Source organism: Pseudomonas atagonensis (assembly GCF_011369485.1).
Taxonomy (GTDB): Bacteria; Pseudomonadota; Gammaproteobacteria; order Pseudomonadales; family Pseudomonadaceae; genus Aquipseudomonas; species Aquipseudomonas atagonensis.
In genome coordinates this window covers 90,384-108,941 of sequence record NZ_VXCA01000011.1, presented here as the reverse complement: position 1 = coordinate 108,941, position 18,558 = coordinate 90,384, and the positions used below count along the sequence as shown (strand labels likewise).

The 18,558-nt window shown below is 59.9% G+C and carries 21 protein-coding genes; 12 read left to right on the top strand and 9 right to left on the bottom strand.

What is annotated here, in order from left to right:
* Positions 1-60: 60 nt before the first annotated feature.
* Together F2P67_RS07680 and F2P67_RS07675 are read right to left on the bottom strand one after the other, a co-directional pair.
* Positions 61-1,485, bottom strand: coding sequence for an MFS transporter (locus F2P67_RS07680; protein WP_166219099.1), 1,425 nt, complete (start codon positions 1,483-1,485; stop codon positions 61-63).
* A gap of 125 nt (positions 1,486-1,610) precedes the next feature.
* Complete coding sequence (locus tag F2P67_RS07675) at positions 1,611-2,051, bottom strand: PACE efflux transporter (protein ID WP_166219097.1); 441 nt, start codon at positions 2,049-2,051, stop codon at positions 1,611-1,613.
* Positions 2,052-2,174: 123 nt separating this feature from the next.
* Between F2P67_RS07675 and F2P67_RS07670 the strand changes: the two genes are divergently transcribed.
* Complete coding sequence (locus tag F2P67_RS07670) at positions 2,175-3,047, top strand: LysR family transcriptional regulator (protein WP_166219095.1); 873 nt, start codon at positions 2,175-2,177, stop codon at positions 3,045-3,047.
* A 66-nt stretch (positions 3,048-3,113) separates the two neighbouring features.
* Here F2P67_RS07670 and gntR read toward each other — a convergent pair whose 3' ends face one another.
* Positions 3,114-4,145 (bottom strand): HTH-type transcriptional regulator GntR, encoded by a 1,032-nt coding sequence (gene gntR / locus F2P67_RS07665; protein ID WP_166219093.1) that lies wholly within the window; start codon positions 4,143-4,145, stop codon positions 3,114-3,116.
* 217 nt (positions 4,146-4,362) lie between these two features.
* Here gntR and F2P67_RS07660 point away from each other — a divergent pair, with 217 nt between their 5' ends.
* Together F2P67_RS07660 and F2P67_RS07655 are read left to right on the top strand one after the other, a co-directional pair.
* On the top strand, positions 4,363-4,896 hold the full coding sequence (locus F2P67_RS07660; RefSeq protein ID WP_166219091.1) for a gluconokinase: 534 nt from the start codon (positions 4,363-4,365) through the stop codon (positions 4,894-4,896).
* Positions 4,897-4,978: 82 nt separating this feature from the next.
* A complete protein-coding gene (locus tag F2P67_RS07655; RefSeq protein WP_166219089.1) occupies positions 4,979-6,331 on the top strand; it encodes a GntP family permease in 1,353 nt (450 codons plus the stop codon).
* Positions 6,332-6,507: 176 nt separating this feature from the next.
* Here F2P67_RS07655 and alaC read toward each other — a convergent pair whose 3' ends face one another.
* Entirely contained in the window at positions 6,508-7,725 is a 1,218-nt protein-coding gene (gene alaC, locus F2P67_RS07650) for an alanine transaminase (protein WP_166219087.1), read from the bottom strand.
* A gap of 139 nt (positions 7,726-7,864) precedes the next feature.
* On the opposite strand from alaC, the gene F2P67_RS07645 reads away from it, so the two are divergent.
* From F2P67_RS07645 to F2P67_RS07635, 3 genes are all read left to right on the top strand, one after another.
* Positions 7,865-8,527: a LysE family translocator gene (locus F2P67_RS07645; protein WP_166219085.1), complete on the top strand. Its 663-nt coding sequence runs from the start codon at positions 7,865-7,867 to the stop codon at positions 8,525-8,527.
* Positions 8,528-8,594: 67 nt separating this feature from the next.
* Complete coding sequence (locus tag F2P67_RS07640; protein WP_166219083.1) at positions 8,595-9,092, top strand: GyrI-like domain-containing protein; 498 nt, start codon at positions 8,595-8,597, stop codon at positions 9,090-9,092.
* A gap of 310 nt (positions 9,093-9,402) precedes the next feature.
* On the top strand, positions 9,403-9,891 hold the full coding sequence (locus F2P67_RS07635; RefSeq protein WP_166219081.1) for a GNAT family N-acetyltransferase: 489 nt from the start codon (positions 9,403-9,405) through the stop codon (positions 9,889-9,891).
* 45 nt (positions 9,892-9,936) lie between these two features.
* On the opposite strand, the gene F2P67_RS07630 is transcribed toward F2P67_RS07635, so the two are convergent.
* Both F2P67_RS07630 and F2P67_RS07625 read right to left on the bottom strand, forming a co-directional pair.
* On the bottom strand, positions 9,937-10,542 hold the full coding sequence (locus F2P67_RS07630) for a pyridoxamine 5'-phosphate oxidase family protein (RefSeq protein ID WP_166219079.1): 606 nt from the start codon (positions 10,540-10,542) through the stop codon (positions 9,937-9,939).
* Positions 10,543-10,561: 19 nt separating this feature from the next.
* Positions 10,562-11,047: a GNAT family N-acetyltransferase gene (locus tag F2P67_RS07625; protein WP_166219077.1), complete on the bottom strand. Its 486-nt coding sequence runs from the start codon at positions 11,045-11,047 to the stop codon at positions 10,562-10,564.
* Between the two features lie 140 nt (positions 11,048-11,187).
* Between F2P67_RS07625 and F2P67_RS07620 the strand changes: the two genes are divergently transcribed.
* From F2P67_RS07620 to F2P67_RS07610, 3 genes are read left to right on the top strand one after another with little or no spacing between them, the layout of a single operon-like run.
* On the top strand, positions 11,188-11,613 hold the full coding sequence (locus F2P67_RS07620) for a YybH family protein (protein ID WP_166219075.1): 426 nt from the start codon (positions 11,188-11,190) through the stop codon (positions 11,611-11,613).
* A gap of 40 nt (positions 11,614-11,653) precedes the next feature.
* Complete coding sequence (locus tag F2P67_RS07615; RefSeq protein WP_007951101.1) at positions 11,654-11,998, top strand: YciI family protein; 345 nt, start codon at positions 11,654-11,656, stop codon at positions 11,996-11,998.
* On the top strand, positions 11,991-13,232 hold the full coding sequence (locus F2P67_RS07610) for an RNA polymerase sigma factor (RefSeq protein ID WP_166219073.1): 1,242 nt from the start codon (positions 11,991-11,993) through the stop codon (positions 13,230-13,232). The genes F2P67_RS07615 and F2P67_RS07610 overlap by 8 nt, the downstream gene beginning before the upstream one ends.
* A gap of 224 nt (positions 13,233-13,456) precedes the next feature.
* Here the strand turns inward: F2P67_RS07610 and F2P67_RS07605 are convergent, their stop codons facing one another.
* Positions 13,457-14,182: an SDR family oxidoreductase gene (locus F2P67_RS07605; RefSeq protein ID WP_166219071.1), complete on the bottom strand. Its 726-nt coding sequence runs from the start codon at positions 14,180-14,182 to the stop codon at positions 13,457-13,459.
* A 111-nt stretch (positions 14,183-14,293) separates the two neighbouring features.
* On the opposite strand from F2P67_RS07605, the gene F2P67_RS07600 reads away from it, so the two are divergent.
* Positions 14,294-15,130, top strand: coding sequence for a LysR family transcriptional regulator (locus tag F2P67_RS07600; protein ID WP_166219069.1), 837 nt, complete (start codon positions 14,294-14,296; stop codon positions 15,128-15,130).
* Between the two features lie 114 nt (positions 15,131-15,244).
* On the opposite strand, the gene F2P67_RS07595 is transcribed toward F2P67_RS07600, so the two are convergent.
* Positions 15,245-16,099: a LysR family transcriptional regulator gene (locus tag F2P67_RS07595; protein ID WP_166219067.1), complete on the bottom strand. Its 855-nt coding sequence runs from the start codon at positions 16,097-16,099 to the stop codon at positions 15,245-15,247.
* 89 nt (positions 16,100-16,188) lie between these two features.
* On the opposite strand from F2P67_RS07595, the gene F2P67_RS07590 reads away from it, so the two are divergent.
* Entirely contained in the window at positions 16,189-16,620 is a 432-nt protein-coding gene (locus F2P67_RS07590; protein ID WP_166219065.1) for a multidrug/biocide efflux PACE transporter, read from the top strand.
* Positions 16,621-16,760: 140 nt separating this feature from the next.
* Here F2P67_RS07590 and F2P67_RS07585 read toward each other — a convergent pair whose 3' ends face one another.
* Positions 16,761-17,519, bottom strand: coding sequence for an SDR family NAD(P)-dependent oxidoreductase (locus F2P67_RS07585; protein WP_166219063.1), 759 nt, complete (start codon positions 17,517-17,519; stop codon positions 16,761-16,763).
* Between the two features lie 120 nt (positions 17,520-17,639).
* Here F2P67_RS07585 and F2P67_RS07580 point away from each other — a divergent pair, with 120 nt between their 5' ends.
* Positions 17,640-18,536 carry a LysR family transcriptional regulator gene (locus tag F2P67_RS07580; protein ID WP_166219061.1) on the top strand — a complete coding sequence of 299 codons (897 nt, stop codon included), beginning with the start codon at positions 17,640-17,642 and terminating at the stop codon, positions 18,534-18,536.
* The last annotated feature ends 22 nt before the right edge of the window (positions 18,537-18,558 follow it).

The window sequence follows — 18,558 nt, the reverse complement described above, 5'->3', positions numbered from 1 at the left end:
GGCTTAAAGTGCAAAGCGGTCAGCCCTTGCCGCGTGGCGGCAGTGACTGACCGCCGGGGCTTATCGGTGGGCAATGTTCTCCAACGCCAGATTGCGTGTGCGCGGGCCGAACCAACCAATGGTCAGCATGACAATCAACATGCTGCTGACGATGAACGCCAGTACGCCGGGCGTGCCGAAGTGATCGAGAAACAGACCGATCAACAGACTGCTGAACACCGTCGACAACCGACTGAACGAATAGCAGAAACCCACCGCCCGGGCGCGGATGTTGGTGGGGAACAACTCACTTTGATAAGAGTGATAACTGAAGCTCAGCCAGGCGTTGCAGAAGGTGATCATCACCCCGCAAAAGATCAGGCCAAAAGCGCTGGTCTGCAGCGCAAACAAGGTGCCGAAAGTCATGGCGCCCAGCGCCGAGCCGACGATCTGCCACTTGTTCTCGAAACGGTTGGCGAACTTCACGAACAGCAACGGCCCGAGCGGGTAGGCAAGGGTGATGATGAACGCGTACATCAGGCTGTGCGTGACGCTCACACCCTGGCCGGAAAGCAGCGCCGGCAACCAGTTGCCGAAACCGAAGAAACCGATGGCCTGAAAGATGTGGAAGACGATCAGCATCAACGCGCGGCGACGGTAGGGCGGTTGCCAGATGTCGGCGAAACGGCCCTTGCCTTCCACGTCGACAGGAACCGCTTCAGGAGCATCCAGCGGTTTGCCGTGATCTTTTTCGCAACGGGCTTCGATGCCATCGAGAATGCGGTTGGCCTCATCGAAACGGCCATGCTGTGCGAGCCAGCGCGGCGACTCCGGCAGACGCTTGCGCAGCCACCAGATGAACAGCGCAAACACCGCGCTCGCCAACACCACCCAACGCCAGCCGCTGACCCCGAACGGTGCCTGCGGCACCAGCCACCACGACATCAGCGCCACCGCCGGCACCGAGAGAAACTGCACGAAAAATGCAAAGGCAAACGCCGAACTGCGCATGCGCTTGGGCACCAATTCCGAGAGGTAGGCGTCGATGGTCACCAGTTCAATGCCCAGTCCGATGCCCACCAGAAAGCGCATGCAGATAATCCCCAGCGCCGAACTCTGCACGCCCATCAACACCGTCGCCACCGTGTACCAGACCAGCGCAAAGGTGAAGATTGCGCGGCGGCCAAAGCGATCCGCCAGTGGGCTGAGCAGGCTGGCGCCGAGGAACAAACCGAGAAAAGTCGCCGAGGCAAACGCCGCCTGATCGGAGAAACCGAACACGCCCTGATTGCCGGTGGCGAAGATGCCGTCGCGGATCAGGCCGGGGCTGATGTAGGCGGTCTGGAACAAATCGTAGAGTTCGAAAAATCCGCCGATCGACAGCAACGCCACCAGTCGCCAGATCGTCGCGACGGCGGGGAGGCGGTCGATACGGGCGGACACCTGAGCGGCGCGAATCGGGTCGATGCCGTCGCGTTGCGCGGCGGCGGGGGTGTGAGCAGTCATGGGCTGATCCATTTTTTATTGATGGAAAAGCTTAGCCTGCTATCGGAGTTGAAGGATTGTGAATATCAGCGATTTAGCGGAGTAAACCGCTGATTTCTTGCAATATCTGTTTACGAATTAACGATTTATGCCGCCGCTGTTGAATCTGCCAGCGCCGAGGTCGGCAGGCCGAAGATCCGGTCAAACAACCAGTTGAAGGCGAAGGTGTAGCAAGGGATGAAAATGATCAACGCCAGATCCAGCAGGAACGCCTGCACCAGGCTGATATTCATCCACCAGGCGATCAGCGGAATCAGGAACACGATCAGCGTCAGTTGAAAGCCGATGGCGTGGGCGATGCGGCGTTTGACCGTGCGGGTGCGCGAGGTCTGGCGGCTTTCCCAGTGCTCGAACAGAGAGGTGTAAATGAAGTTCCAGGTCACGGCGATGGTGGTGATGATCACCGCCAATGGCCCGGTACTGCCTGGCGAGGTGCCGGACAACAGCGCCAGACCGAGGGCGGAGAAGGTCATGCCGATCACTTCGTAGAGCGACACGTAGACCAGTTTGCGTTTGACGCCTTGCATGGGGGATTTGCCTCTTTCTTCAGATTCACTGGCCAGCGGGGCTGGCGAAGGCGGCGAAAGATAGCTTCAATATGGCTGACAGAAAAAGTCAGATGCTTTCAGTTTTATTGATAGGTGGCGTAATTGAATTTCAACAGCGACAGCATCGAACTGTTCCTCGCCGTGATCGAGCGCGGTTCGTTTTCCGCTGCCGCCCGTGCCTTGGGCAAAGTCCCGTCGGCCGTGAGCATGGGCATCGGCAATCTTGAGGCGGAACTGGGTTACCCGTTGTTCGACCGCAGCCATCGCGAACCGCAGGCGACAGCGATGGCGTTGTCACTGGTGCCCCATGCGCGGCTGATCGCCGAGCAACTCAAGCAGTTGCGGGTGCATGCGCTGGAGTTGTCGTTGGGGCTGGAGAGCAAGTTGTCGATTGGCGTGGTCGCCGACATTGACCGGCGCCGCTTGCTGGCGGCGATCAAGGTGCTTGCCGAGCGGCATCCGCTGCTCGACATCGAAGTCCTCACCGCGCCGCAGGACGACGTGCTGGCGTTGCTGCACGGTGGTCGCGTCAGTGTGTGCCTGGCGTTTGCCGGGCTGAGCGTGAACGTGCTGGAGCAGTTTCAGTTTGTCGGAAGCGAACGAATGATCGCGACGCTCGCGGCGGACAGTCCGTTGTTGCAAGGCAAGGATTTGTTTCTGGAAGATCTGGTGCACGTGCGGCAGATCATCGTCGCCAGTCGGGATTTGCCGATCAGCGAAACGCGGCCGTTGGTGGCGCAGTCTTACTGGCGCACCGACAGCCTTGAGACGGCGATGGAAATGGTCGAGGCGGGATTGGGCTGGGGCAATTTTCCAATGTCGGTGGTGCAGCCGCGACTGGACAGCGGGCGCTTGAAGCGGCTGAACTTCCGCAACATCGAAAATGGCTTGGTAATGCCGGTGCACGCGGTGTGGCTCAAGAGCCAGCCGCTACAGAAGGGCGCATCGGCGCTGGTCGAACTCCTCGGCCATTGAACCCACCACAGATCCCCTGTAGGAGTGTTTAACCCTGAATTTGTGAGCACCACAGGGATTGTGGTATCAGGTGCTCTCGCGGATTTTCAGTTCGAAGCCCATGTCCTCGACCGGCCGCGCCACGGTGTTGCCGGCCATCAGCGTCAGCATCTGCTCTGCCGCTCGCTTGCCGATCGCTTCGCGGGGCGTATTGATGCTGCTCAGGCGCGGCACCATGTGCTCGGACATCGGCAGATCGTTGAAGCCGAGAATCGCCACTTGCTCCGGAATTCTGATGCCGTTGCGCAATGCTTCGAGCAAGGCACCCTGCGCCAGGTCGTCGTTACCGAAGAAGATCGCATCGACGTCCGGATGCGCCGCCAGCAGTTGCAGGAACAGCTCGCCGCCCAGGCCTACCGACGAGGCGCGCGGTGTCAGCACTTCAAGATCCGGGTCGTACTTTCCGGCCTTTTGCAGCGCTTTGCGGAAACCTTCGCCGCGCAGCAGCGTGCGCTGATCCAGTTGCGCGCCGATGTAAGCCAGACGTTTACGCCCACGGGAGAGCAAATGTTCAGCTGCTGTTTCCCCGGCGCTGAGTTGCGAGAAACCGACGCAATTCACCCCGGCGGCGCTGTCCAGTTCCATCATGTAGACGCAGGGAATATTGCTCGCTTCGATCATCCGTCGCGAACTTTCGGTGCGATCAAACCCGGTCAACAACAAGCCACGCGGCTGATAGGCCATGTAGTTGCGCAACAGGTTTTCTTCTTCGTCACGGGAGTAGTGGAAGTTGCCGATCAGTACTTCGAAGCCCTTGGGCGTCAAAACCCGATGAATGGCTTCCAGCGTATCGATGAACAAAAGGTTGGATAAAGAAGGCACCAACACGACGACTGAATGGCTCTGCGCCGAGGCCAGTGCACGGGCGGCGGGGTTGACCACGTAATTGAGTTCGAGCGCGGCTTTCTGGACTTTTTCCACCAGTTCCGTGGCCACGGTGCTGACACCGCGCAAGGCACGGGAGGCGGTAATCGGGCTGACGCCGGCCAGACGGGCAACTTCATTAAGGGTGGGACGGCCGGTGGTGCGAGTGTTTTTATCGTTTTTAGGGGAGGTCATCGGGCGGCTTGCCAAACAAAAATCAAGGCACTAAGGTAGCGCTGTCCTGATGCAGCTGTAAATGCGTAAGCGAGGTCCTGCCTGATCTTCGCTTTTTGGCGTTGGGAACAAAACCTGCTGCAACCCAAAAAAACGACAAGAAGGCGTCGGCAACTTCTGCCTGTGCACTAGAGTCATAGCTAGCAAAGGTAGCGCTGTCTGCGCGCTGAGGTGTTATATGAGTCATCCCATCACCGCCCTGGTCATCATGGGCGTTGCCGGTTGCGGCAAGACGTGCGTCAGCGAGGCCCTGTGCCAATTGAGCGGCGCCACTGCCATTGAAGGCGATACTTTCCATCCGGCCGCGAACATCGAAAAGATGAGCGCGGGGATCCCCCTGAACGACGACGACCGTGCCGGCTGGCTCGACAGCCTGTGCGATGAACTGCGTCGCGTCGATGCCACGGGCCAGCGCCCGGTGCTGACCTGCTCGGCCCTCAAACACAGTTATCGCGAAGTGCTGCGCAGTGCCTTGCCGGGCCTGGGCTTCGTGTTTCTTGAATTGACCCCTGAAGTGGCCGCCGAGCGTGTGTCCCACCGCCCGGGCCACTTCATGCCCGCCACGTTGATCGAAAGCCAGTTCGCCACCCTCGAATCGCCCAAGGGCGAGCCGTTGACCCTGGCGCTGAACGCTTCGGTTCACAGCGTTGAAGAACTGGCCGCTCAGGCTCACGTCTGGTGGCAGGCCCACGGTCTGAAACAGGCGGTATGAGTGTGTTCATGCAGATAGCGCTGTCCCCACGACTTCTGATTAACCCGCTTTAATAACAACAACAAGCCAGGAGACACCCCCAATGTTCGGCATGTCCCACGACGCCTACCTGCTGCTCGATGCAGTAGTGACGGTGATCGGACTTATCGTCCTGATCACCAAGTTCAAGCTTCACCCTTTCATTTCCCTGACTATCGCCGCTGCGTTTCTCGGCCTGACTTCGGGGATGCCGATCGGCACCATCATCAAGGCGTTCCAGGACGGCTTCGGTGGCGTGCTCGGTTTTGTCGGTATCATCCTCGCGCTGGGCACCATGCTCGGCAAAATGATGGCCGAGTCGGGCGGTGCCGATCAGATCGCGCAGACCCTGATTCGCGCGTTCGGTAAAGACAAAGTCCAGTGGGCCATGATGTTCGCCGCGTTCCTGGTGGGCATTCCGCTGTTCTTTGAAATCGGCTTTGTTTTGCTGATTCCGCTGGTGTTCATCGTCGCGCGACGCACCGGTGTGTCGATCATCAAGATCGGTATCCCGCTGCTCGCCGGCCTGTCCGCCGTGCATGGTCTGGTGCCACCGCACCCGGGTCCGTTGCTGGCCATCGGTGTGTTCGGCGCGGACATCGGCAAGACCATTCTGTACGGTCTGATCGTTGCGCTGCCGACGGCAATCATCGCCGGCCCGATCTTCGGTACGTTCATCGCCAAGCACATTCCGGGTCACCCGAATCAGGAACTGGTCGATCAACTGGCCCGTGAAACCGATTCGGAAAAACTGCCAAGCTTCGGCATCACCCTGGTCACCGTGCTGCTGCCGGTGTTCCTGATGCTGCTGAAAACCTTCGCCGACGTTGCACTGCCGGACGGTCATTTCTTCCGCACCTGGATGGACATGATCGGTCACCCGATCTCGGCACTGCTGCTGGCGTTGCTGCTGTCGCTGTACACCTTCGGCCACAAGCAGGGCATCGGTTCTCAGCAAATGCTCAAGTGGCTGGACGCGAGCCTTGCGCCTACTGCCGCGATCATTCTGATCATCGGTGCTGGCGGTGGCTTCAAGCAGATGCTGGTGACCAGCGGCGTGGGCGACGTGATAGGCCACATGGCGGTCAGCGCGCAGATCTCGCCGATCTTGCTGGCGTGGCTGGTGGCGGCGGTGATTCGTATCGCCACCGGTTCGGCCACTGTCGCGACGATTACCGGCGCGGGCATTGTGGTGCCGGTAGTGGGGATGATCCCGGGCGTGAACCGTGAGCTGCTGGTATTGGCCACCGGTGCCGGTTCGCTGATTCTGTCGCACGTTAACGACGCCGGTTTCTGGCTGGTGAAGCAATACTTCAACATGACCGTGGCCGAGACGTTCAAGACCTGGACGGCGATGGAAACCATTCTGTCGGTGGTCGCGCTGGGCTTTATTCTGTTGTTGTCGCTGTTCGTTTAAGCGATCCGCAGACACAAAAAAACCGCAGCGATGCGGTTTTTTTGTGGGCGGAGAATTCTTGGTTGGATCGTTCCCACGCTCTGCGTGGGAATGCCTCAATGGACGCTCTGCGTCCGCTTTGGGACGCGGAGCGTCCCGGGCTGCATTACCACGCGGAGCGTGGGAACGATCATGCGTTAACCAGTGGTTTTCGGGGCCAGGCCATCGGCCCGGAACATCCCGCGAATCCCGCGTACGGCCTGACGAATGCGGTCCTGGTTTTCGATCAGCGCGAAGCGCACGTGATCGTCGCCATACTCACCAAAGCCAACCCCCGGCGAGACGCAGACCTTGGCCTCGGCCAGCAGCTTCTTGGCGAATTCCAGCGAACCCAGGTGCGCGTACGCCTCGGGAATTTTCGCCCAGACATACATCGACGCTTTCGGATTCTCGACCATCCAGCCCAGCTCATGCAGACCCTTCACCAGAACATTACGACGCTGGCGATACTGCTCGGCAATGTCGCGCACGCACTGCTGATCACCTTCCAGCGCAGCAATCGCCGCCACTTGCAGCGGGGTGAACGTGCCGTAGTCGTGGTAGCTCTTGATCCGCGCCAGGGCGTTGACCAGCTCCGGGTTGCCGACCATGAAACCGATGCGCCAGCCGGCCATGTTGTAGCTCTTGGACAGGGTGAAAAACTCCACCGCAATGTCCTTGGCGCCGGGCACCTGCATGATCGACGGGGCTTTCCAGCCGTCGTAGACGATGTCGGCGTAGGCGAGGTCGTGCACCACCAGTACGTCGTACTGCTTGGCGAGGGCGATCACTCGTTCGAAAAAGTCCAGCTCCACGCACTGTGCGGTCGGGTTGGACGGGAAGCCGAGGATCATCATTTTCGGTTTCGGGATCGAACCGCGAATCGCCCGTTCCAGCTTGTCGAAGAAGTCCACGCCCGGCACCAGCGGCACCGACCGCACCTGAGCGCCGGCAATCACCGCACCGTAGATGTGAATCGGGTAGCTCGGGTTAGGCACCAGTACGGTGTCGCCCTGATCCAGGGTCGCCAGCATCAAATGCGCCAGGCCTTCCTTGGAACCGATGGTGACAATGGCTTCGTTTTCCGGGTCGATTTCGACCGCGTAACGATCCTTGTACCAGTTGGAAATCGCCCGGCGCAGGCGCGGAATGCCCTTGGATGTGGAGTAACCGTGAGTGTCTTCGCGTTGAGCAACTTGTACGAGTTTTTCGACAATGTGCGGCGGCGTGGCCCCGTCGGGGTTGCCCATGCTCAAGTCGATGATGTCTTCACCACGACGCCTGGCGGCCATTTTCAGCTCGGCGGTGATGTTGAAAACGTAAGGGGGGAGTCGATCTATGCGCGCAAAGCGGCGCGGTGAACCTTGTTCAGCCATTGTTGCCTCGGATAACGTAAGCGCCCGGAACCGTCCGAGCGACGCTGGTCACTGCGGTGACCTGTGGCGGAAGATAAGGGCAGTGATGGCATACTGTCCAGCGCGTTTTTCAACAGTGTTTGCCCAAGGAAATCGGTAGATGGAATTCACCAGCGGCTTTTTGCTGAGCCTCTCGCTGTGCCTGGACATCGGCGTGGCCAACATCGCAATGATCACGCTGGCGATGCAGCGCGGCTACTTTCAAGGCTTCGCGCTGGGCCTCGGCACCTGCGTCGGCGACCTGATTTACGCGGTGCTGGCATTGGCCGGGATGACCGTGCTGCTGCAATACGAAAGCGTGCGTTGGGTCCTGTGGGTCGGTGGTTCGGCGCTGCTGATCTACTTTGCGGCGAAGATGATTTATTCGGCGATCCACCACGAAGCGCAATTGGCGGCCACGGCCGAAGTGGGGCAGAACTCCCATCGCAAGGAGTTCTTTCGCGGGATTTTCCTGGCGATGTCCTCGCCGAGCGCAATCCTCTGGTTTGCCGCCGTCGGAGGCACGCTGATCGCCCGTTCCGGTGGCGGCGGGCCAGTGAGTTCGGCGCTGTTCCTCGGTGGGTTTCTCTGCGCCGGGCTGCTGTGGTCGGCCGGTCTGTGCTTCGCCGCCAGTCACGGTGGCAAGTTGCTGGGCGACAGGCTGCTGCGCTATTCCTACATGGCATCTGCAGCGATCTTCTGTTATTTCGCGGTGTACGTGATCGTATCCGGCTATAACGAGTTCATCGGTTCGGGCGCCGTCGAGCAGCTGCATTCGCTGTAACCGTGCGAAATGGTTTTGGCTTTCTATACTCCCAGCCGAACCCCTTTTCTGTTCCAGGAGTCGAGTCATGGATGAGCAAAAACGCGTCGAAGTGGCTGAACCTCGCTTCGAACATGGACACTTTCTGCTGATTGCAGGTTTTCGCGGTCGATTTACCCAAGACACGGCAAAGGACATCCCGGCTCTGTGGGAAAAGTTCTTGCCCCATCTGGGGAAAATACAGGGACAAAAAAACGAAGTGACCTACGGGGTCTGCAGCAATTTCGACGGCAAGGGCGGCTTCGATTACATCGCCGGGGTGGAAATCAGCAAACTCGATGACCTCGACCAGAAGGTCTACCAGTGGGTCGAAGTACTGCCCCGCCAGTACGCGGTGTTTGAACACCAAGGGCCGCTCGACCAACTGCCGCAAACCCTGCAATACATCTACAAGACCTGGCTGCCAAGCTCGCACTACGTGGAACTCAACGCCCCGGAGCTGGAGCGCTACAGCGCCGATTTCAATCCGAGGTTGCACACCGGCAAACTGGAAATCTGTGTGCCGGTCGACTCCAAAAAAGCCTGAACAGACAACCATGAGGCGGATCATTTATCCGCCTCATGCCTCAACGCTGTTTACGCCGCGTGCGCAGCAAGTCAATCGCCAGGGTGATGAACCCGAACGTACTGATGCCCAACACCATCAACAGACCAATCTGAACGCTGCTCATAAGCGGTTTCCCCCATGGGTAGTCATAGACACCCCACAGCAATAGCCGCCCGCGAACCCGAATAAAAGCGCTTATACGCAGGCTTTACGCTGTCCGCACAGATCGATATGAACCGCTTATTCCTTTAAGCTGACCGCACTTTTTTCCGCTGATTTCCGAGCCGCCATGAACACCGTCATCCGCAACGTCACCGCCGCCGATCTGGATCGCTGTTACGCCATCGAAACCGTTGCCTATGAAGGTGACGAAGCCGCCACCCGCGAAAAGATCGCCACGCGCATTGCCACCTGGCCGGAGGGTTTTATCGTGGCCGAAGTGGATGGCGTGGTTGCCGGTTTCGTCAATTCGGGCGCGGCGTTCGATGTGCAGATGTCGGATGAGGCGTTCAAGGAACTGATCGGCCACGATCCGGCGGGGCCGAACGTGGTGATCATGTCGGTCGTCGTGCACCCGGACTATCAGGGGCAGGGGCTGGCGAAACGCTTGATGGCCGAATTCATCGAACGCATGCGCGGGATGGACAAGGCGACGATTCATTTGATGTGCAAGGAGAAGCATATTCCGCTGTATGCCGGATTCGGCTTTGCCTACATCAAACCTTCGGAGTCCGACCACGGCGGCATGGCGTGGCACGAGATGATCCTGACTCTCTGAAGAACACTGCAAATTCCCCGTGGGAGCGGTGTTTGCAAGTTTCGGTCAGTACAGCGTGTCGAGCACTCGCTTCGGCGCTTCGCGGTCGTAGCTGTCCGCATCAAACTGGCCGTCATTCAATCGTTTGTGAAACGCCCCGGCCGTCGGCAGTGCCGAGCGCGGCAGGTGGGTCGCGGGGTTCCACGCATCCGAACGCACAAACGCTTTCGAACAATGGAAAAACGCCGCCTCCACTGTCACCAGCAACACGGTTTTCGCCGGTTTGCCATTCACCGCAAAGCTTTCCAGCAGCGCCGGCTCAGCGCTGATTTGCGCCGTGCCATTGACCCGCAAGGTCTCGCCAATCCCCGGAATGATGAACAGTAGCGACACCCGAGGATCGTGCAGGACGTTGCGCAAGGTATCGATGCGGTTGTTGCCCGGGCGATCCGGCAGGGCCAGCGTGCGTTCGTCGATGATCCGCACAAACCCCGGAGCATCGCCACGCGGTGAGTTGTCGAGGCCGTCGGCACCCACCGAACTGACGATCACCAGCGGCGACACCCGCACCATCGCCTGATAGTCCTCGTTGAGAAAACCGATCTGCTTGCGCAGCGCGCGTTCGTGGGGAAAACCGTAAATAGCTTCCAGTGCTTCGATCGAATCGATCATCGTGCATCCCCTCGATGACTTAAAAGAACAGGCCCATGCGCCGCTCGTAACCGATCCGGCCCTTGTACGCTTCGCCGCTATCGACGAAACCGTATTTGGCGTACAGCGCGATGGCAGCGTCGTTGTCGGCGTCCACCGACAACTCCAGCCCTTTGATTTCCGGCCACGCTTCACGGGCGGCGATCGGCAATGCTTGCAGGCAGGCCTTGCCATAACCCTTGCCCTGGGCGCGGTGATCGACCTGTAACGCATGCAGTGTGGCGCTGTGTTCGTCGGCCCACGCCGGCAATACCGGCGGGCGCTTGAGCAGCAGAAATGCCACCGGCACGTCCTCCGCCAACAAGGCAAAACCTTTCACGCCGGGACCGGGTTTCGACAGCAGTGTGTGCAAGGCACCGTGGATGTCGCCGGAAAACTTGATCTGCTCGGCGTGGATTTCAATCGCTTCGACCTGCTGGCGCTGCAAGGCGTTGAGGCTCTCGTACGGTACGAGTTTGGCTGACACGGGAATTTCCTTTTTCCTACAGAGGTGAGTCCGGATTCTAACGACTTTGCCGACCTCGGAAATTTTTTGTTGCGCCTGTCGATCTGCCCACACGCCGAACGACTAAGGGTGTCTTCACAACAAAAACCACGGAGAACACCATGAGCGCACACAGCGATATCCAGACTCTGATCAACACCTACCGCGACGCCGTCATGACCAAGGACGTCGAGAAAGTCATGGCGTTGTATGCCGACGACATCGTTTCCTTCGATGCGATCAAGGCCCTGCAATTCAAGGGCAAACCGGCCTACCGCGCGCATTGGCTCGCGTGCATGGAAATGTGCCCCGGCCCGCACATTTTCGAGTTCCACGAAATCGCCATCGAGAGCGCCGACAACATCGCTTTCGCCCACTGGGTGGCCAATTGCGGCGGCACCAATGACAAGGGCGAAACCCAGAGTTGCTGGATGCGTGTCACTGCCTGCTACCGTCAGGCGGGCGGGAAATGGCAGATTGCTCATGAACACTGGTCGGCACCCTTCGATCCGATGAGCGGCGCCACCCTGTTTGATGTGCAACCCTGATCTTCAGCCATAGTTGATCCGTTCGATTCAGGAGAACGCCATGAAGTATTTATGCCTGGTCTACAGCGATGAACGCCTGCTGCATTCCTCGCCCGACAGCCCCGAAGACGCCGAGTGCTGGGCCTATGCCGAGTCGATTCAGGGCAGTGGGCGCATGGTTGCCGCCGAGGCGCTGGAGTCGGTGCAGACCGCCACCACCGTGCGTATGCGCAACGGCAAGCTGTCGATCACCGATGGCCCGTTCGCCGAAACCAAGGAGCAACTGGCCGGCTTCTACCTGATCGACGCGCGGGATCTCAACGAAGCGATCCAGGTCGCAGGGAATATCCCGGCGGCCCGGGTCGGCAGTGTCGAAGTGCGCCCCGTGCGCCAGTTGAATGTCTGAGGTCAGGGCGCGGGTCGAGCAGGTCTATCGCGAAGACTCGCGGCGGATTCTGGCGACGCTGATTCGCCTGCTCGGCGATTTCGACCTCGCTGAAGAGGCCTTGCACGAGGCGTTCTTCGTCGCGGTCGAGCGCTGGCAACGCGATGGCGTGCCAGATAATCCGCGCACCTGGCTGGTGTCCACCGGGCGCTTCAAGGCCATCGACGTATTGCGCCGCCGCGCCCGTTTCAAGGCCTCGCAGCCGTTGCTGCTGGCGCAGCTTGAAGAACTCGAACAGGCCGACTGGAGTGGCGAAGACGTGGAAGACGATCGCCTGCGGCTGATTTTCACCTGCTGCCACCCGGCACTGGCGGCAGATGCGCAAGTGCCGCTGACCCTGCGTGAAGTCTGCGACCTGACCACCGAGGAAATCGCCCGCGCCTTTCTCTCGGCGCCGGCAGCGATTGCCCAGCGCATCGTGCGGGCGAAAGCGAAAATTCGTGACGCGAAAATCCCCTATCAAGTACCGAGCCTGAGCGAACTTCCCGAGCGCCTCGACAGTGTGCTGCGGGTGATTTATCTGGTGTTCAACGAGGGCTACTCGGCCTCGGTTGGCGCTGAGTTGACCCGAGAGGACCTGACCCGCGAAGCGATCCGGCTGGGGCGCTTGTTGATGGAGTTGCTGCCGGAACCGGAGGTCATGGGCCTGTTGGCGCTGATGCTGTTGCATGAGTCACGCCGGCCGGCGCGCACTTCGCCCAGTGGTGAACTGGTGCTGCTGGATGATCAGGATCGTGCGCGGTGGGACACCGATCTGATTGCCGAAGGTTGTGCGCTGGTGGAGCGGGCGCTGACCACACGACGGTTCGGGCCGTATTGTTTGCAAGCCGCGATTGCGGCGGTGCATGCCGAAGCGCCGACGGCCGAGGAGACCGATTGGCAGCAGATCGTCGGTTTGTATGACGTGCTGTTGCGGGCGGTGCCGTCGCCGGTGATTGAATTGAACCGTGCGGTGGCGGTGGCCAAGCGTGACGGGGCGTTGGCCGGGTTGAATCTGATTGAGGGGATTCTGGATCGCGGTGAACTGCAGGATTACCACCTGGCGCATTCGGCGCGGGCGGAGTTTTGTCGACAGTTGGGTCGGGTGGAGGAAGCGCGGGCGGCGTATCTCCGAGCTTTGGAATTAACCCGACAAGAACCCGAGCGGCGATTTATTGAAGGGCGACTCATGGCGCTGGAATTGCCCTCACCCTAGCCCTCTCCCAGAGGGAGAGGGGACCGATCGGGGGATATTGAGGGATTGCACCGACGTGAAATTTCAGCTTTGAATCCATGATCGATTCAACCTCTCAGATCGATATTTACCGCAGCAATAAACCCATAATCGACCCGGTCTCTCAGGTCGATGTACGACGCAAGACATCTCGGTCGGCTCCCTCTCCCTCCGGGAGAGGGCTGGGGTGAGGGTGGCTTTTGCCCTTAAGCCTGCTGGCGGGTTGCGGCCATGACGATCTCGCGAATACACACGCCCTGCGGCTGCTCATACGCATAGGCAATCGCCGTCGCCACATCTTCGGCACTCAACACCGTACCGCCCATCTCCTGTTTCCACGCCTGATAACCGGTCTTGATCGCCTCATCAGTGGTGTGGCTCAACAGCTCGGTTTCCACCGCTCCCGGCGCAATCGTGGTCACGCGCACGTTGTGCGGTGCCAGTTCTTCGCGCAGGTTTTCCGACAAACCATGCACGGCAAACTTGGTACCGACATACGCCACATGATTAGGGAAGGTCTTGCGCCCGGCCACCGAGCTGACGTTGATGATCGTCCCGTGTTTACGCTCGACCATCCCGGCCACTACCGCGTGCACACCGTTGAGCAGGCCCTTCACATTGACGTCGAGCATCTGCTCCCACTGCGCCGGATCCTGCTCGGTCATCGCCCCAAGCAGCATCACGCCAGCGTTGTTGATCAGTGCGTCGGCCGGGCCGAAGCGAGCTTCTGCTTCAGCCACTGCGGCGAGCAGCGCGGTGCGATCAGTGATGTCGACCTGACGGCTGAGGCTGTTCGGCAGCTCCAGCGCTTGCAGGCGTTCAACGCGCCGCGCCAGTAATAGCAGCGGGTGACCAGCGGCGCTCAAGCGGCGTGCAGTGGCTTCGCCGATGCCCGAACTGGCCCCGGTGATGATGATCAATGGCTTGCTCATGGTCGAACTCCTGAAATAAGAATTTCAAATGACTGGCGGATGAGCGCAGTATATTTAGCCGTTTGAAGACTGAAAAATGCCTTATTCCTCTGTCAGCTATCGGAATCACCTATGGATATCCGCCATCTCAAAGCCTTCCTCGCGGTGTTCGAAGAACGCAACATCACTGCGGCGGCACAACGCTTGTTCATCAGTCAGCCGACGCTATCGGTGACGATCAAGCAGCTGGAAGACGAACTCGGCGCGGCGCTTTTTGTGCGGCAGCCACGCGGGGTCGAGGTCAGCGCTGAGGCGCGGCTGTTGTACCCGCAGGCGCGGCGGATGGTGGCGGAAGCTGAGGCGTTGAGCCGGATGTTTCGTGGCCGGGAAAATCGTGCGCCGTTGACGCTGGGCATCGAGGGCGATGTTGCCGCCAGTCATATCGAAGCGTTCGTGCGCATGGCGCATCTGGCGTTGCCAAATTTGCTGCTGACGCTGGAGGAGGGCTGTAGCGGTGACGGTCGCCTGGCGGTCGAAGAGATGTGCTGCGAGGACGAACTGTTTCTGCCGCTGTGGGAAGAACCCTATGTGCTGGCGCTGCCGCTGGAGCATCCGATGGCATCGGCGCAGTCCGGTTGGGCGCCGATTGAGGACTGGATCACTTGCCCGCAACATCCATCGCATCAACGCTTGATGGCGTTGTATGGACGCTCGCCGGAAGCGGTGGCGGGGCATGCCGGGTCTTTGCACCAGGCGTTGCACATGGTTGCGGCCGGGGTTGGCGTGGCGATGTTGCCGCAGTCGCTGGTGAACGGGCATGCGCGAGTGGCGGTGCGTGCTCTGCATCTGCCGGCGCCGACCCGGCGGGTGGGATTGTGCTATGCGGCGCAGGCGCTGGAATTGCCGGCGATGCGTGGGTTGCATGAGTATTTTCAGGTGAACCGGCCGGCAGCGATTGAGGCGGCTTGATCGGTTGACTGGGCTGATGCCTTCCCTGGCAATCCCACAGTACCGATGTGTTCATTGATTTTGTGTACGACTCGGACACTGTGGGAGCTGGCTTGCCAGCGATTGGTAGCGCCGCTATTCCAGCATCTTGCTCAGCAACCAACTCCCCGCCGGCCCCGGCGGGTACAGCCGCGACCACAGGGCATCGACGAACACCGGTTTCGGCCAGCCGCGTGCTTTCAGTTCCAGCAATGAGCCATTGCCGAAACGCCCGACCAGCCAGCGCGGCAGCGGTGCCCAGCCGAAGCCCATTTCGGCCATTTCCATCAGCATCAGGTAGCTCGGCGCCGACCACACGCGGCCCTTTGCACGGCTGTCGTACGGATTGACGATGGTCGCCAGGCGCAGCTCGCGGTGTTGCTCCAGCAGCACTTGATCGACGTTTTCCATAGTTGCCAGCGGATGCTCACGGCTGACGAACAGGGCGATATCGGTGCGCTCGGCGACGGTAGAAGTCACCAGATCCGGCGGGTAATGTTCCTGCATTTCGGCGAAGGCCAGATGCGCGCGGCCGCGCTGCACCAGTTCGATCAGGTCATCGCATTCGGCAATCAGGCATTCCAGTTCCAGATCCGGGTAACGCTGCTCGAACTCCATCAGCGCCGCCTCGAAACGCGCCGATTGGTAGGTGTCGGACAGCGCCACTGTCAGTTTCGGTTCGACGCCTTGTGACAATTGCCGCGCAGTCATTTCCAGACGACTGTTGGCCGCCAGAATCGCCTCGGCCCGTTGCAGCATGACGTGACCTTCCGGGGTCAGGGTCGGTTTGCGACTGCTGCGATCAAACAGGATCAGATCCAGATCAATCTCAAGGCTCGCCACAGCGGCGCTGATGGTCGACTGACTGCGCCCCAGCTTGCGCGCCGCCGCCGAGAACGAACCCTGCGTCGCTGCTTGAACAAACGCCAACAACACTTCTTGCGAAGCCATAAACTATCGCCTTGATCGATGGTTATTGGTTATGAAGTATCGGTGTGAGGGTGGATCATGGCAACCATCTTCACTCAAGGAGTCAGCCCATGACTGCCCCGAAATCCCTCACTGAACGTATTTTCCAGGCCATCGGTTTCGAACTGCTGGCGATCCTGATCTGCACACCGTTGCTGGCCTGGATCATGAAAAAACCGTTGCTCGACATGGGCGCGGTGACCGTATTGATCGCTATGCTGGCGCTGGCCTGGAACGTGGTGTTCAACCGCTTCTTCGACCGCATCCTGGCGCGCATGAACGTCGCGCACACCGTGTGGGTGCGGGTTGTCCACGCATTGCTGTTCGAAGGTGGCTTGATCGTGATGGGCGTGCCGCTGATTGCCTGGTGGCTGTCGGTCAGCCTGTGGCAGGCATTCCTGCTCGACATCGGCGTGCTGCTGTTCTTCCTGCCGTACACCTACGTGTATCACTGGGGCTATGACGTGGTGCGTGAGCGCTTGATGATGGCCCGTACGGTCTAATGCTGGAATGCAAGTAGTGGCGAGGGGATTCATCCACGTTGGGGTGCGAAGCGCCCCCTCTTTTTGATCCAGAAAAAGATGGGCCTGCTGCGCAGTCCAACGGGGATGAATCCCCTCGCCACAGTGGGGCGGTGTCGGGTTTAGAGGAACATCCCGCCCGAAGCTTCAACCCGCTGCCCGTTGATCCACTGCGCCCCCGGCGACAGCAGCAGCGACAGCGCGCCACCAATGTCATCCGGCTGACCGGCACGGCCCAGCGCGGTATTTTCGGCAACCATCGCGTTCACAGCCGCATTGTCGCGCACGGTGCCGCCGCCGAAGTCGGTTTCAATGGCCCCAGGCGCCAGGGTATTCACGGTGATCTGCCGGGAACCCAACTCTTTGGCCTGATAACGGGTCAGCACTTCAATCGCACCTTTCATCGCCGCATAAGCACTGGCGCCCGGGATGCTGAAACGCGCGAGGCCGCTGGAGACGTTGATGATCCGACCGCCGTCGTTAATCAGTGGCAGCAGTTGCTGAGTCAGGAAAAACGGCCCTTTGAAATGCACGTTCATCAGCAGGTCGAATTGCTCAACAGTGGTCTCGGCGAAACTGACGTGCAGACCGAACCCGGCGTTGTTCACCAGAAAATCGAAACGCGGGCGCTCGAAGGTTTGTTGCAGCGCCTGTTCAACCTGTGCGCCGAACGCGGCGAAGGTTTCACTGTAACCGACATCCAGTTGCAGCATCACGGCTTTGGCGCCGAGTTTTTCCAGCTCTTTGACCAGTGCCTGTGCCTCGTCGGCGCGGCTGTTGTAGGTGCCGATAATGTCGATGCCTTGAGCGGCGAGGTGCAATGCGGCGTTCTTGCCCAAGCCACGGCTGGCACCAGTGATCAATGCGATTTTGCGGTTCATGTGAAGTCCTCGATTGCGCTGAGTGGGGATGAGCCAAAGTTTATTTATCCGCCTTGTGGTGATAAACAGAGCAAAACCGGAATCACTGATCGGATCAGCCGAACAATCAACAGGTGGCTCATGAACAAACTGGAACTGCTGCGCACCTTCGTTCGGGTCAGCGAACTGTCGAGTTTTACCCTCGCAGGAGAAAGTCTCGGCCTGCCGCGTTCCACCGTGTCCGAGCATGTGCAAGCGCTCGAAGCCTTGCTCGGCACGCGGCTGCTGCAACGCACCACACGCAAGGTGCAAGCGACGCAGGACGGCCTGGTGTTGTACGAACGCAGTAAGGATCTGCTCTCGCACATGGACGAAATCGAAGGCTTGTTTCGTCAGAATGAGGCCTCTCTGACCGGGCGCATTCGTGTCGACATGCCGAACATTCTGTCGCGACGTCTGGTCATGCCGCGCCTGCCCGGGTTCATGGATCGCCATCCCCATCTGGAACTGGAAATCAGCAGCACCGACCGTCGCGTTGATCTGCTCAGCGAAGGCTTCGATTGCGTGGTGAGAATTGGTGCGCAGCCGGATCAATCGGTGGTGGCGCGGCACTTGGGCGATTTTCCGATGATCAACTGCGCCAGCCCCGCCTACCTTGAGCGATACGGCGTGCCACAGACGCTGGAAGACTTGGCGCAGCATCGGCTGGTGCATTACGTCGGCGTGCTGGGTTCGCGCTCGGAAGGGTTTGTGTATGAGCAGGACGGTCAGGTGAAACGCTTGCCAATGGCTGGCAGTGTCACGGTCAACAGCACCGACGCCTACGAGTCGGCGTGTCTGGGCGGGTTTGGTCTGACGCAGGTGCCGCGCACGGGCATGCAGCCACATCTGGACAACGGCGAACTGGTCACCGTGCTGCCGCAGTTCACCGCGCCGGCGATGGGCATTTCATTGTTGTACGCGCGGCAGCGGCATCTGCCGTTGCGGGTGCGAGTGTTCATGGACTGGCTGGGCGATCTGATCCGCTCCGCGCTCTGACCAACACTATCTATCTAATGTG